This is a genomic window from Methanoregula sp. (assembly GCF_023227875.1).
GTDB lineage: Archaea > Halobacteriota > Methanomicrobia > Methanomicrobiales > Methanospirillaceae > Methanoregula.
The window spans coordinates 80,621-96,333 of record NZ_JALOCH010000002.1 but is presented as its reverse complement, the minus strand read 5'-3'; the positions used below and the strand labels follow the sequence as shown (position 1 = coordinate 96,333).

Sequence of the window (15,713 nt, the reverse complement as noted above, 5' to 3'; positions counted from 1 at the left end):
ATTCTGTCTGCTTACTTGTATGCCCGGTGCGAGAGTTCGGCAACGTGCTCGTCGAGATGGGTGATCGCCATATCGTATTTCTCCACCATGCGGTTGGAGATCTCCTCGAGGTTTGTCCGCAGCATCCGCTCGCGGGTGATCACGCTCTGTTCGAGCCGGCGCATCTTGACCTCGAGCGAGAGGAAGAGTCCCCCGATCGAGAGCATCATCAGGGCTGCGGCAACAGCGATCATCAGGTCCTGCCAGAAACGGAGGATCAGTACGAGGGTGGAAACCACCATGATGACAGTAAGCATAATGTCGGGTAAGTAATCGCGTATCTCCATGCTTTTAGATGATGAGAGCACACTAATTAATCTAACGAACATCAAGCTGACTACCCCAACGGAGATCACCCATGGATACCAAGAATCTCATCCCCCTCCTCGCGATGCCGCTCCTGCTCCTCGCGGTCGAGATCGGCGCCGTCCTCCTCTCGCTTCCCGTGCAGGCCTCGGGCATCGTTGCCTTCGAAGACCCGGGGGATATGGCAAACCCGGTGTATTTCATTGCGATCCTGCTGGTCTTCACGGCATTTTTGCTGGTGCTGATAAAATATGACCTGAAGCGGATCATTGGCGTCGTCATCGGGCTCTCGCTCTTCCTCACGTTCTGCTACATCTTTGCCGCCATCATGTACGCTGCCCTGGGGGCAACCGATCTTGCAACCATTATTGCGCTCGTCATCGCGATCCTTGCAACCGTCCTGCTCTACAAGTACCCGGAATGGTACATCATCGATGGCCTTGGAATCCTGATAGGCGCCGGCGTTGCTGCGATCTTCGGGGCCTCGCTTGAGGTCCTCCCGGTCCTGATCCTCCTCGTCCTCCTCGCGGCCTACGATGCGATCTCTGTCTATAAGACAAAGCACATGATCACGCTGGCGGAGGGTGTGATCGACCAGAAGACGCCGATCCTTTTCGTCATCCCCAAGCGGAAGGACTACTCGTTCATTAAAGAAGGGATCGGGAAGCTGGATGACGGGGGCGAGCGGGCTGCGTTCATCATCGGTATGGGCGATATGATCATGCCCGCGATCCTCGTGGTCTCGGCCAATGTCTTCCTACAGGGCTCGCGACTCGGCGGTATCCTCAATCTCCCGGCACTCGGGGCGATCATCGGGTCGGTTGCCGGGCTTGCCGTGCTCCTGCACTTCGTCATGTCGGGTAAGCCGCAGGCAGGACTGCCGCCGATCTGCGGGGGAACGATCCTCGGGTTCCTGGTGGGTTGGGCAGCGATGGGATGGGTGTGAGGGGGCCCGGGGGCGCTCCTCCTGATCTGAGGAACGGCCGACAGCTACGAAATGCTCGAAGAACATCGTTCTTCTCAAGCTCTTACTCTCTTTCAGAGAGTAATCGCACAGTAAAACTCTCTCTTTAATTTGGGCTTATTTTGACGATCGGAGCCCGTTTTGAAAAACCGGTTTCCGGATACTCGCGTTTTTTGGCGAATTACAGCGTGTGGTTTTGGAACCACGGCTGAATTGACGTTATTTTGTGCATTTGGATATCATTTCTGGCTCCAAAAATCGTCTAATTGTTGCCTTTTGGATAATCAGGGAGCTGATATTCTGTGGAAAAGGCTGGCCGGGGAAATGGCAAGGGGACGATCCTCGGGTTCCTGGCGGGATGGGCAGTGATAACGTTGACAGGATAGTAATCTCAACGTTTTCGTTTTCTTCAAATCGAAGAATAATATTTTGACATTCAATTCACATTCTTTTAAACAGAGACTTGCGGAAAAAGGGGCTCGCGCTGTGGTATTTGACTTCAGCGAAAACCAGATTGCCCTCATAAAACGACGCCGTTTTGCATATCTGTATAAAAATATTCTTTCATGTATGTGACGCCACTAACATTGCACAGCTCATGACCCTGAAATAAAGTGGATCTTCTGATAAATCTGTTGCCAGAATCGTTATTCCGGGCGGTTGGTGAAATGTTGGAGCCCGGCGGGATATTTGTCTTTTTAACCCATCACTCTTGATTTATAAAACTGTAGGATTAACGAATTGCTTGCGTTCACAAAGAAGAAGGTATCGGTAGACAGCCGTATCAGATTTATGTTATCAATGGTCATTGCAGGAGTTTTCCATCAAAATTTTACTGCCAGGTTTTTGATCAACGGCTTTTTTGAAGAACTGGATGATGACAAGGAATTTCCGGTCATTATCATTGTGCGGTTGAAAAAACAGTAATTCAAAGGGGGATGATAAGGAATCCACCAGAGATATCTCATGCATCCACAATGCATTGATCGCTATGGATAGCAATAATGACGAAGGAATCCCGAAAGCGATTAAATATTCTTTTGCGGACACCTTTACTTCAGTAAGCCATCGGTAGATAGATAACATTCTGAAAAAAGGAAGATACCTTGTGCGGGGTGAACTGCTTCATGAGTTGATCCGTATCCAGTCTGACGAACTCATCCCTCGGACTCGTACAATTCAAAATAGGCGCCGCGCTTCTCCATTAGTTCCTCATGGGTACCGGTCTCGACAATTTTCCCGGCACTCATGACATAGATCGCATCGGCTTTCCGGATAGTTGAGAGCCGGTGCGCGATGATGAATGTGGTAATATTCTCGGAGATACGGTTGATCGAATCCTGGACTATGGCCTCCGATTCATTGTCCAGGTTACTTGTTGCCTCATCGAGTAACAGGATCTCCGGGTTCCGGACAAGGGCCCGGGCGATGGCAAACCTCTGTTTCTCTCCTCCGGATAATTTAATCCCATGATCACCTGCGATGCTGTCATACTTTTTCGGGAGGTTTTCGATAAAGGAGTGGATATTTGCTTTCTTTGCCGCTTCGATGATCTCCGCATTGGAATAAGTGCCGCCAAACGCAATGTTTTCCCTGACGGTCACATTATACACGAAGGTATCCTGGCTCACGTATCCCACTTTCTGCAGGAGACTTGCCCGGTCGTATTCGCGCAGGTCATACCCGTTGACCCGAATAGAGCCGGCGTCAACATCATAATACCGGAGGAGCAGGGACACAACAGTGGATTTCCCGGAACCTGAATGGCCGACAAGGGCAGTAACATTCTTTCGTTTTATTATCAGGCTGATCCCTTCCAACAGGTTCTGATAAGGATAATATGAGAACACGACGTTATCGAACACGATATCCGACGAGAGTGTGGAGAAGATCCGCGTGCCGTTTCTTAATCTCTGGTAACGGGGATCGCTCAGGAGCTGGTACACCGATTCAAGGTTGGGCCAGTGGTTCATGATCACCATGTACTGGTCGCTGATGTTGGCAAGCCGGGGGATCACTTTCAAGGCTGAAAAAATAAATATTCCCATCAGAGGTATGATAAACAAAAACCGTTCCTGGTAGAGATAATACAGAGAGATCACCCCCACGGCAATCCCGATAAAAAAGAGAAACGGGAGCATCGCACCGGGCAGTTGCCGGAAAAAACTGAGTCGGATGTATTTGTCCCAGTATGTATTCAGGGCAACCGTGTACTTCTCGCTCCAGTACGTGTCCCCGTTCACGGATCGGATCTGCCGCAGACCAGTAATATAATTGCTGACCACCTCGTTTTCCCGTTGCATGGACTGCATTTGGAACCGGCCAAGGCGGATCGAGATTTTTTTCCCGATCTCCCTGATAACCAGAAGAAAAATGAGACAACAACCAAGGAGGACTGAGACCGAGGTTACTGAGACGAAGAAGAGGGTGATACCAACCGTGAGGATAATAACCGCTTCAGAAAACAGGAATGTCCCTGTTTCTAGGAAATGGCTGATGTTTGAGGGAGCGGTAACGACATTATAGAGGATATCCCCCCGTTTGTTCTCGACATAATACTGATAATCGTTCCTGATAAGCCGGTCAAAAATTCCCTGTTTTGTTTTGAGTACCACTTTTTTCGTAAGGTACAAGGATACGATATTATACGTTAGGGATACGAGGAATGTCAGGATTACCAGCAGGATAAACAGGAGCGAGAAGAGCACGATATCCGGCAGGATTGAAAAACTCCGCACGATCGTATAGAATGGTTCGAACAGTGCGATCTCCGTGCCCTGGAAATCGATCGTGGCATTCATAATCGGGTACAGCAGCACGATCTGGAAGGTTTCCAGGAATCCGAGCAGGACGCTCAGGATGAGCAGGGCGATAAGCAGGTGCCCGACCCCGACACTGTAAAAACGCAGGATTTGTATATCCTCATGGAATTTCTGCAGATTATTTGTTATCCAGTTGTTGAACATGGTGGTTGTCCGGTTGTGAGGGGTATCCGTAGTGGTATTTTAGCATCGCCATTTTGTTATAAAAGGTAAATTAAAAAAATTAATAAACTTGATTTGTTAACTAAAATATATGAATATATTTGTGCATCTATTGATTGATGGCGAGAAAAAGAGGCCCTGTTAATCCGGGGGACTGAAACATGCGATTGGAATTTTTTACACGGGATACCAGATCCACTCGGAATTTTGTGAGGATTGTGGGAATTGTATTGAGTCTCGTCCTTTTAACCATGTCCGCTAGTGCTTGTGGTGATTATCCTTTTTTTTACAAATACTATACATGCGACGATATACCAGATATTCCAGCCTATAATGACTGTGTTGCTTACAACGGTGCGGCGTATTGCAATGATCTTTGCTCATCAGGACCGCCGTCACCTCCGCCGGGACATTGCGGATACGATCAATGTTCCCAAATTTCTGATATTACGTCCTATAATGCCTGTGTCGCGTGTAACGGTGCGCCGTATTGCAGTAGTCTTTGCCCAACAGGACCCCCGCCACCTCCGCCGGGACATTGCGGATACGATCAATGTTCAGAAATTGCAGATGCTGAATCCTATGATGCGTGTGTCGCGTGTAACGGTCATGCATACTGTCTCTCTCTTTGTCTACCCCCACAACAACCGGCACACTGCGGCTACGATCAATGCAGTGATATTCCAAATACTGCATCCTATGATGCCTGTGTCGCGTGCAACGGTGCGACATATTGCAATGCACTGTGCCAAACACCTACACCAACACCTGAACCGACTAATCCAATATTAGAGAATCTCACCTGTTATGGGTGTTCCCTGCAAAATATGGCCACTTCTGGCACTCCAGGATCCAATCCATATGTTCCTTTTTCCTATGAGCCGGTAAATCTCGCAAACGGGAATTATGTTTACCAGTATCAGGATCTCTTCATTCCGGGGCGCGGACTATCCCTGGCAATTACCCGTACTTACAATTCTCTGAATCCCATGAGCGGGCCTTTCGGTTCCAGCTGGACATTTAATTACAACGTGAAACTGGCAGGAATCAACAGCAGTGAAATTGTACTGGTGGTAAGGGAAGACGGTCGCACCGATATCTATAATGTCAGTTCCAACGGCACCTATTCTCCACCCCCGGGGATCTTCGATAAACTGACCAGGAATGCAGATGGTTCCTACACACTTGAAAGGAAAGATCACATAACGTATCACTTTACCTCAATAGGTCAACTGAACAATATCGCGGATAACAATGGAAATACAATAAATCTTACCTATACCGGCAATAATCTTACGCACGTGACAGATTATTCCGGGAGAGGACTGACCTTCACCTATGATGCAGCAGGACGAATCATTTCAATCACTGATCCCCTGGGCAGGATTTTGAGCTATACCTATGATGCGAATGATAATCTGGTTCAATATGCCGATCCTATTGGCGGACAATTCGATTATACATACGATGGGAACCACCGGATGACCTCAATAACAAATCCCCGGGGAATCCGGATCGTGACCAATACGTATGATGGCGATGGGCGAGTTATCAGCCAAAGCAATGCTCTGGATGTGGTAACCAATTTCAGTTATGATACCAATAATCGGATAACGACCGAAACTGACCCGTTAGGCCGGAGTACCCACTACACTTATAACGACCACTTCTGGGAGCTCAGCGAGACTGATGCACTTGGCAATACCATTTCTTACGCGTATGACGGGAATGGGAACAGGATCAGCGCAACCGATGCGAATGGCCATACTACTACATCCTCCTATGATGCGAACGGGAACATCATTCAGGTTATCGATCCATCGGGTCACAGCACCGCCCAGACCTATGATTCAAAAAATAATCCCGTGAGCAGCACGGATGCATTGGGACGCCAGGTAACATTCAATTACGACACAAACAGCAATCCGGTTCAGATTACCAATGCGCTCGGAAATGTTACAACTTTTACGTATGACCAGTACGGACAGGTGATACAAGCTCAGGATGCCAACGGGCATGGTACCTCCCATACCTACGACAACTATGGCAATCCGGTTGACATCACCGATGCCGCGGGGAATACCGCAACATTCTCCTATGATCTTGTCGGGCGCCAGGTTAGTGCAACTGATGCCAAAGGCAGAACCAGTACATTCAGTTACGATGCACTCGATCGGCTTGTCAGTGTTACCGATCCATTAGGCCATAGCGCGACCACCAGCTATGATGGTAACGGGAACCGGATCAGTTCTACCGATGCCATGGGGAGCACGACACATTACTCCTATGATCCCCTCAACCAGCTTGCGAACGTCACGGATCCCCTGGGCGGAACGGTGAGTTACACCTATGACACGGTGGATAACCTTGTTTCCATGACCGACGCGAATGGCCACACCATGCAGTATGCGTATGATCCCGTGAACCGCCTGACCGCTGTTACGGATCCCTTGGGACACACCTCGAACTCCAGCTATGATGCAGCGGGCAATAAGATCAGTTTCACGGACAGTAACGGGGACATGACCTCCCTCACGTATGATTCGCTGAACCGGCTGACCGGAGTATCGTATCACGACCAGACCTCGGTGAGTTATACTTATGACGCGGTTGGTAACAGGCTGGCGATGACTGACGGTTCCGGGACAACGAGTTACGCATATGACGGGCTCAACCGGCTGACAAGCGTTACCGGTTCCAGTGGCCAGACCGTAACCTACAGCTATGACCCGGTCGGCAACAGGATCCGGATGACGTATCCTGATAGTAAGACGGTCTCGTACGCCTATGACAGCGATAACCGGCTGAGTAACGTGACCGACTGGACCGGCAACACGACCAGTTATGGTTACGACGCGAACAGCAACCTGGCGAACATGACGTATCCCAACGGGATAGGGACGGCATACACGTACGATAACGGCAACCGGTTGATCAACCTGGTCAACAAGCAGGGAGCGAATGTTGTCACCAGTTACGCGTACACGCTGGACGCCAACGGGAATCGCCAGCAGGTCACCGAAACCGGGCCGGGCAACTCAACCCTCGTGACCACATACGGGTATGATGTCCTTAACCGCCTGCACACGGTGACGTACCCCGGTACAACGGTGACCTACACGTACGATCCCATGGGAAACCGGCTGAACATGGCTACGAATGCCGGTAACGCGAGCTCAACAATTACCTACACGTACGATGCCGGCGATCAATTGCTGAGCGCAGGCAGCACTACCTTCGCCTACGACAACAACGGTAACCGGATTGAAAAGAATGAAACCGCAGGGACAACGTCGTATGAGTTTGATGCTGCCAACAGATTGGTCGATGTATCAGTGCAGGGAGGTACCTCACTTATCTTTGCATATGACGGAGATGGCAACCGTATCAGCAAAGCCGTCGCCAGTGGTAATGCCACAGAATTTTCCGAGTATGTCTGGGATGTCAATGGCGGCCTGCCCCAGGTTCTTACGGAAACGGACGCGCAGGGTACAGCTCTTTCCCTCTATGGCCTGCAACGGATCTCGATGACCAATTCGTCAGGTGGACTGATGTATTACCAATACGACGGGTTGGGAAGCGTACGCAGCCTGAGTGACAGCAGCGGAAACACCGGAACCACGTATTCGTACGATGCCTTTGGCGAGCCTCTGCTTACAACAGGTAATGGGGATAATGATTTCCTTTTCACCGGGGAACAGATGGATTCCGAAACCGGATTGATCTATCTCCGGGCACGGTATTATGATCCGGAAACCGGACGGTTTATTTCAAAAGATCCGTTCACCGGTTCTGATACTGTCACACAAAGCCTTAACAGGTACCCATACGTTCAAAATAATCCTGTCGTGTATGCTGATCCGAGCGGGAAAAACCCGTTAGTGGCGATTGGACTTGCAGGTCTCTACGGCTCTTGTGCTAATACAGGATGGTATATTGGGGAGCAGGCTGCTATCCAGTATACAACCGGTCATAATCAGTTCAGTTTTGTTACACTCGGAGGCCGTGCAGCAGGGGGATTTGCTGGTGGAGCAGCGGGAGCAGGAGCATTCACTGCCTCATATGGTAACCCCTTTGTTGCTGGTGCCGCAGCGAGTGGAACTTCGTATACTGTTGATAGAGTAATAACCCAACCTGTGCTTTACGGACTAGGAGTACCTGGAACAAAGGAAGGTTACTCTTTGGAAGGTGCTGGAATTGCTTTGGGAGGTGGCGTAGTTGCGGGTCCGGTTTCTTACATGGCAGTTCCTTACTCCCCCATGAATACAGCTGTAGAAAAATATGCACGAAGCGGTATTTCCCGAGGCAGTGGTTGGGCTTTCGGGAGTTACTCTAACTTTGCCATGTCTAACCAAGGGCCTCCAATTCGTTTGCCTGGTGACGGGTCGCTCAAGCTCCCGGGTAAGTAACAAACCGTGATAGGGTTATCGGATGGATTCTATGAATGGGAAACTGAAGATCAAAATTTTTTAAAAATTAGGGACTGTTGAAGATGATGGAGAGAAAGGAAATTTTAAGGAATTTATTGATAATTGCCGGTGTTTTCATACTTTTTGGTATTCCTTGGGCATCTGTTTTTGGCATACAGGATCCGGCTCTTCTCGAAGGAGGAGGAATATTTCAGCGCAGTGCAGGCGTCGTTATCCTAACCGCCATAGCTCTTCACCTGGTTTACCAAACCTTAGGAAAATCCCTGACGAAGGAGATGGAGGAAGAAGAGATCAGGGAGGCTGAACAAAAAGACGAGAAACGGTTGCTGTTTAAACCGTCTGTCGGATTATCAGTTATGTTTATGTTTTTTCTATTTTTATCTGTACTTGCTATTTTCTTTCAATTCAGGGATCATAACGTAGATTTTGGGTCAATTGGTCTGATAATCGGATTCATGGTATTTTGGATCTGGCTTTGGTATACGGTGACGGTTTTCATCTTTACCAAGGATTCGGTTCATATCAAACCACATCTGGTTTACCTCTTTGGCATTGACTGGAAAACTGTTATCCGATATGCTGACATCACATCCGTGAGTCCTGATGCGAGGATTAAGGGTGATTTTTATGGGGTGGACCGCAGGTATCGGATTGTGATATCAACCAATGGAGCAACACAATCATTTAGCTTGATTGGGTTTAATTCCGAAATAATCGCAAAAATCTATTTGCGCTTTAAAGAAAAACTGGGGGATAAGGTAACATTAGAATAATGTATCCTTTTACTTTCCGTTATTTGCAAAATTATTTTTTCCGTGCAAGGTGGATCAGCGCAAATATGGCAATAATAAAAATGTATTTTAAAATGAGGGTCGGTTGAAGATGATGGAGAGAAAGGAAATTATAAAGAATGTATTGATCATTATCTGCGTTTTCGTAATTTTCATTATTCCATGGGCTTCTGTTTTTGGCATAAAAGATCCGGGTCTTCTCGGAGCAGCTGGTGAATTTCAGCACAGCGCGGGTTTTGTTCTGATAACTGCCATGGTTCTTTATCTGGTTTATCAAACCTATGGAAAACCACTGACGCAGGAGATAAAGGAAGAAGAGATCAAGAAGGCTGATCAAAAAGAGAGGAAACAGTTGCTGTTTAAACCAACAATCGGAGTATCAATTTTTTTTCTGTTTTTTATATTTATGTCTGTAACTGCTATTATCTTCCAATTCAGAAATCATGAAGTGAATTTTGGTTTAATTATTGTTATACTCGGATTCATGGTATTTTTGATCTGGCTTTGGTATACGGTGCCTGTTTTCATCTTTGCAGAGGATTCGGTGCACATCAAATCACATCTGTCTTACCTCTTTGGCATTGACAGGAAAACAATTTTCAGATATACGGATATCACGTCAGTGAGTCCTGATGCGGAGATTAAAAATAATATGTATGGGGTTGACTCCAGGCATCGGATGTTGATAACCTCGAATGGAACAACACAAGCATATGGATTGGTTTTTTATAATAGCGATATAATCGCGAAAATCTATTTACGATTCAAGGAAAAACTGGGGGAGAATGTAACATTACAATAATTTATCCTTTTACTTTCCACCATTTGCAAACCGTGATATGGGGTGTGGCCATGAAAATTGGCCCGGAGTACATGCAGCCGTATCGGGAGTTTATCGGGAAAACCGGCAAACTTGATATTTATGACAGTAAGGACCTGCTGGTTGCATCCGATGATTTCATGATAGAGGAATGATTTTGATGTACAGATTCCAAGAGCCACATCGAGATGAAATTTCACGAAAATCCAGAGATGCGATGTTCCAATCCGGAGAACCGGCCTGTCCGTGTTTCACCTTACATATTTCCAAAATAATGATTCTCATATTGCTATGTACCCTCCTTTTTACCTCTGCTGCATCCGCGACAGAATATGTTCTCAACTCCACCTCCATTGAACAATACAAAAATGGCATCCACTATACCGGCGAGGATAAACTCATCCTCGTAATCGAAGATGACGCCACTATCCAGAGTAACAGCAATGCCGGTATTGAATCTGCGGCTCCGGTAACGATCAGATCTCCTGCAAACAATATGCTTACTATTATCGTAGACAATGACTCGGCGATGCTCTACGGTATCAAAGCACCTTCTGTTTCTGTAGAGAGCGGACTCCTTTATATCACGGTGAACGGCAAGAACAAGAGAGAGGATACTACTGCCGTTGGCATCTGTGCAGGATCAGGCAATGTCACAATCTCCGGGGGATCGATTAATACAAACGTTAATACAACCGCCCATAAAAATAAAGGGATCTCCGCCTCACGATCCATCATCGTTACCGGCGGTTGGATAGTTACAAGTCAACACGGTGGATCCAATACTTTTGGTCTCGATGGGGGCGGTGGGGGATCTGAAAAATCGGGTGGCGGCGTAATCATATCCGGTGGAGACGTGGCTGTCCTTTCAACCGGAGGTGTGGAGAGGAATATTGGTATTGATTCCAGGTCCAGCACGGTCAGGATATCCGGAAACTCTGTCATAATTATTTATGAGGATGAAAGCGGTGCCCAGCAAAACTATCCCTACAACACCAACATTACCACAATCTCCGGCGGCAATGCGGTGGTTTTCACATCCACGGGAGGAAATTTTACACTCCGCGAAAATGCAGTCCTTACACAAAATGCATTACTTATTGCTGACAGGACCGTTGAAATTCCGGTCGGCCGGACCCTTGGCATTTCTGAAGGGACATCTCTTAAAAAGCCTGCTGGAACCACATTTCTTTTCGGCACGGGTTATGGTACATTTGAGTATGCCCGGGCCATCCCCCTTAAGGGCGGGGCGGTTATTTTTGCAGGTAAAGAGCCGGCACAGAAGACTTCCACGCAGAATGCCCACGTCCCGGTGGTCGGGCTGTTTGCAGGACTCGGGGCTGCGGTATTGCTAAGAAGAAATGAATAACTCTCTTTTTAAAAAGATCCTGTTAAATCATGGAGATGGAGACGAGGCGCTGATGGGATAGGCATAATTCGATATCGAATATTGGTAATGAGACTATTACGAGTGCTCCCCACCACATGACCTCTCTAAAACATGGCAGGGCAAATTGCCGGATTATGCAATTGATCTGAAACCCCGGAAAATTTCTTTCGGATGAGTCAGCCGGAATTATTTTTCACATGCGCTGGCACATGATTATTCAGAAAAAAATAAAAATTTGAGAGTTGCCGGAATACCAAACATTTGAAACCAATCCGTTATTCCTCATATACCCACTCTACAGGTAAGGCTACAACATACGTTGCATTCTCATAGGTCGGGCAGAGCCAGTGCTTATAGGGGGGGTGATAAATATAAGCGGCTGTTCTGTTACCAAACCAGAGATAGTACGTGCCATTGGGGGGTTCGACATATGTGGCAAGACCCCACTTGTAGACATTTCGATCGATATCGAGTTTATCGACAATCACCCACTGATAGTCGCCGCTTTTCAAGGAAGGTGGATACCACGTGTTCCCGATTTTTAGTTGTCTTAAATAATACCGGTTATAGTAATTTGGGTTTGCGTCCCCGGTCCAGTTCCAGGCCGGTGCGGTTGTATTAAAATGTGAATTTCCTATAATCGCGAAGAAGTAATCATTTGTGAAATCAACGTCATCGATTGTGCCATAATAACTGTTATTCGCTAACACGGTACGGTTGTCGGTGAGCCATTTGTTAGGTAGCGCCGCAACAGCGGGAAACAATGCAATACAACACAAGCAGACTATCACGAGCATGCCCAGTATCCGTATGCCGGGTGCAGATCCTTTGTTGTTCTTTTCGTTCTTAATCATAGTGTTGTCTCTTCAAATTCTCTAACGACGGGAAATGCCCCGCTAGATTCAGTCATTCCGTTCTTGTTCATGATTATCTCCTAACTCCGTCCCAGGATTCCGTGGAAGTGCTGAGGGTATGTTCCGTAGCGGATATAGAGACCCACCGATCGGTGAATGAGTTTTGTCATCGGACAGCACAAATACAAACGACCCGGAATCGGACTTGAGGGGGTAATCCGTGGTCCATGTGCCGGCAAGCTGGTTTCCCATAATGGTGCCGTTGACGCTACCTTTGCCTTGGTCGTTGTTGCTGAAGGTCCCCGTCACCGATGGGCCGGTCCGGGTAAGAGTTAGAACCCCGTATGTCTGGTAGGCAATCGTTGTACTCCCCGCGGTATCCCAAGTCCCGGACCAAGAGTCTGAGGCAGCAGAGGCGGGTGTTACTGCTGTTACCGTAACAGCAGGGGTAGCGGTACTGGACGTGCCTGTACAACCAGCTGCCATCACAAGGATACAGGCCAAGCAGGCCAGAATAATCGCTGTAATTTTTATCATGAATCGATCCCAATCTTTAGAAGTACTTAACAAATTACTTTTGTTAATTTATTTTATTAATCACGGTACTATTAATACTTTTGAAATGATTTTTTACTATTTATTCCTATTTTAGGATATTATTATTCACTGGAGATGGGACAATGACGTTGGGTAGGAAAAATCATGGAGTTAACTACCTTACCTGCGCCCCGGCCCTTACCCGCCTTTCGCCAGCTGTTTCTCACCAGCAGATTTTCCCATTAAACCATACCGTATCGTATTTTTTACTGCTATGATCGTCCCCTCTTGCGATGCCCCGTTATTACCGAACAGAAAATTTCTACACTTTTGTATACAGGTAATACACCACTATCACAACTAGGGGATGCCTTCATCAATAAAATCGATGAGGGGCCGGGAAAGATCTGAAATACCTTCCACTAAGTGATAAAGGAACCCGAGAAGAAAGCCTTTAGACCTTCTTCGCTGTACCCCAGTGGCGCGGGAGAAGCCCTCAAGAGCGCCAGATATTTCTGAATGATCACTATTGAGCAGTTATTTTAACTCATTTGATGAATGCCATTTAAAAAACAATAACCTCCCGGATAAGCAGTTTTTATGCCAGAGCTGGCACACAGTCCGTCCACGCCCCGACCTTATCCTTTATCGCATCATCTTCATACGAGGCCACGGTCACACGGTCGCGGGAGATGACAAGGAAACAGAGTTCCCCGCCCGGGTCATGGCATTTCAGGATAACCGAAAAGAGATCTGAATCCGGGATATGCCGGGCCTTCCCGTAGTGGGCGGCAAAATTTGCCATGTGGGAGAGGACTGCTGCTACCCCGTACTGGTATCCTTCAATGGAATTGTACGTCTCCTGCCCGGTCCCGACCCGCTTCCCGTGAGCGTCCTCATAGACAAATTTCGCGGTATACATCTCACGTACCTTCTCGACCGGGGGATGGTTCTTTCTCCCGCGGTAATAGGGCGTGCATCCGAGCGGGTTCTTCATGACGAATGACCGGACAACAGCATCGAATGCTGTCAGGTCCGGGAAGGGCTGTTTCAGTTTGTGGACGGCACTCTTTGTTCCGGGTCTCTGGTTAAAATGGGCCATTGTATATCACGGCTGCCTTGTATTACCCGGATCTTTTTTGTGGGAAAGAGAAAATCTTGGTGGTCGGTTGGGGGGGTCGGGCGGTGTACTTTGACCGGTGCAAGACTGGTCCTGCTACGCCCGCAGTCCCGGCATGAAAGCCGCGATTCCGGCGTAATCGTATGCAGCCGGGTCGCGTTTTTCCGTTCCCGTGCTATGGACCGGCCGGCCGGTCAACAGCAAAGTACACCGCCCGACCCCCCTTTGGAGAACCGTTGCCCGGGGTGGTATCCGGCCGGGTACCCCTGATTTTTACGACAGAAAAGAGGGCCCGTGGGGGGAATTTTCATGGTCTGGCGGGTGACGGGGGTCGGGTGGTGTACTTTTCTTGCTGGAAAAAAGCAGGCTCCTTACGGTCCATCCTCCGGCAGGATGCTGTGATCCGTTCAGGAACTTACCGGTTTCGTCCGGGGCTTGCGGGGCCTGCGCACCCGTTTCCGTCGTGGTGCGTCTTCCCCGAGCATGCCTGCCCCAGCATCCGTTTCTGACTCTTCGGACTCCTGCGGAATGGCAGACCGGATATCAGCAGCCCGTTTCCTTGCTTCCGGTTCCGGCTTGTGGGTGAGGAGTTCTGCGAGCACATCATCGACACCCGTCCCGTCCGCAGTCGACATCGTGATATAGCCTTCAGCAACCCCGAGGTCCGATTTGTTTGCCACTACCATCACCGGGACCGATACCATTCCTTTCACTTCATCAAGCAGGCTCAGCTGCACACCCATCGGGTAACCGCAGTGCTCCGAAGGGTCGGTGATGAAGAGGATGACATCGGCAACGTTCATGATCGCAGAGAGCGCCTGCTTCTCGATCTGGTTCCGCTCCTCCGCGGGGCGGTCGAGAATACCGGGCGTGTCGACAAACTGGACCTTCTCCCGTCCCATCACGAGGTGGCCAACGATGATCCCCTTCGTGGTGAACGGGTACGAAGCAACTTCCGGCGCAGCGGACGAGACCCTGCGGATGAACGAGGACTTCCCCACGTTCGGGTACCCTGCGATGACGATAGTGAAGGTCTCCTCCACGTGCGGGAGCTGGCGCAGGACATTTCTCACCTCGTTTAAGAAGATCAGGTCCTTGTCGATCTGGTGGACCATGGAGGCAAGCCGGGCCACCGCCCGTTTCCGGACAACAAGCGTGTCCTCCGCTTTCCGTGACTGGAGTGCCAGCTGGTTCCCGATCATCTTGGTATGTTTTGCTGCCCAGCCCACGGCACCAAGAGACTGCTTGATCTTCTCGATCCCGAAGAGGATGTCCGCCATCTCGCGGTAGAACGGGGGGATCTCGTCGAATTCGGGGAACCCGCGGATGATATAGACCAGCCGGTCGTGGACCGCCGCCCCCACGGCCCGGACAAACTCCTGGTTTGCCCGCTCCTTGTTGTCCTTTTCCTTCATCTTCTTTGCCGCACGGCGGAAACTCCGGTCAAGGATCTCATCCGCAGTTGGCACCGTTGGCAT

11 protein-coding genes are annotated in these 15,713 nt (G+C 48.8%); 6 read left to right on the top strand and 5 right to left on the bottom strand.

All coding sequences use genetic code 11. From position 1 onward, the window contains the following. Positions 1–11: 11 nt before the first annotated feature. On the bottom strand, positions 12–326 hold the full coding sequence (locus tag M0R30_RS02795) for a hypothetical protein (RefSeq protein WP_292543040.1): 315 nt from the start codon (positions 324–326) through the stop codon (positions 12–14). Between the two features lie 71 nt (positions 327–397). On the opposite strand from M0R30_RS02795, the gene M0R30_RS02790 reads away from it, so the two are divergent. Further along, positions 398–1,291, top strand: coding sequence for a presenilin family intramembrane aspartyl protease PSH (locus M0R30_RS02790; protein WP_292543037.1), 894 nt, complete (start codon positions 398–400; stop codon positions 1,289–1,291). Between the two features lie 1,175 nt (positions 1,292–2,466). Here the strand turns inward: M0R30_RS02790 and M0R30_RS02785 are convergent. Continuing rightward, complete coding sequence (locus tag M0R30_RS02785) at positions 2,467–4,275, bottom strand: ABC transporter ATP-binding protein (RefSeq protein WP_292543035.1); 1,809 nt, start codon at positions 4,273–4,275, stop codon at positions 2,467–2,469. Between the two features lie 179 nt (positions 4,276–4,454). Between M0R30_RS02785 and M0R30_RS02780 the strand changes: the two genes are divergently transcribed. The 5 genes from M0R30_RS02780 to M0R30_RS02760 all read left to right on the top strand — a co-directional run bounded on the left by M0R30_RS02780 (position 4,455) and on the right by M0R30_RS02760 (position 11,703). Continuing rightward, positions 4,455–8,702 carry an RHS repeat-associated core domain-containing protein gene (locus M0R30_RS02780; protein WP_366513089.1) on the top strand — a complete coding sequence of 1,416 codons (4,248 nt, stop codon included), beginning with the start codon at positions 4,455–4,457 and terminating at the stop codon, positions 8,700–8,702. Positions 8,703–8,788: 86 nt separating this feature from the next. After that, positions 8,789–9,496, top strand: a complete 708-nt coding sequence (locus tag M0R30_RS02775) for a hypothetical protein (protein WP_292543031.1) — start codon at positions 8,789–8,791, stop codon at positions 9,494–9,496. 112 nt (positions 9,497–9,608) lie between these two features. Next, positions 9,609–10,316, top strand: a complete 708-nt coding sequence (locus tag M0R30_RS02770) for a hypothetical protein (RefSeq protein WP_292543028.1) — start codon at positions 9,609–9,611, stop codon at positions 10,314–10,316. Between the two features lie 50 nt (positions 10,317–10,366). Then, positions 10,367–10,489, top strand: a complete 123-nt coding sequence (locus M0R30_RS02765; protein ID WP_292543026.1) for a hypothetical protein — start codon at positions 10,367–10,369, stop codon at positions 10,487–10,489. Between the two features lie 5 nt (positions 10,490–10,494). Further along, a complete protein-coding gene (locus M0R30_RS02760) occupies positions 10,495–11,703 on the top strand; it encodes a hypothetical protein (RefSeq protein WP_292543024.1) in 1,209 nt (402 codons plus the stop codon). A gap of 296 nt (positions 11,704–11,999) precedes the next feature. Here M0R30_RS02760 and M0R30_RS02755 read toward each other — a convergent pair whose 3' ends face one another. The 3 genes from M0R30_RS02755 to M0R30_RS02745 form a co-directional block, all read right to left on the bottom strand. After that, positions 12,000–12,578, bottom strand: coding sequence for a hypothetical protein (locus M0R30_RS02755; protein WP_292543022.1), 579 nt, complete (start codon positions 12,576–12,578; stop codon positions 12,000–12,002). 1,135 nt (positions 12,579–13,713) lie between these two features. Then, positions 13,714–14,217 carry a hypothetical protein gene (locus M0R30_RS02750; protein WP_292543020.1) on the bottom strand — a complete coding sequence of 168 codons (504 nt, stop codon included), beginning with the start codon at positions 14,215–14,217 and terminating at the stop codon, positions 13,714–13,716. 425 nt (positions 14,218–14,642) lie between these two features. After that, the gene (locus tag M0R30_RS02745; protein WP_292543017.1) at positions 14,643–15,713 is read right to left on the bottom strand and encodes a GTPase; all 1,071 of its coding nucleotides are present in this window, start codon (positions 15,711–15,713) and stop codon (positions 14,643–14,645) included.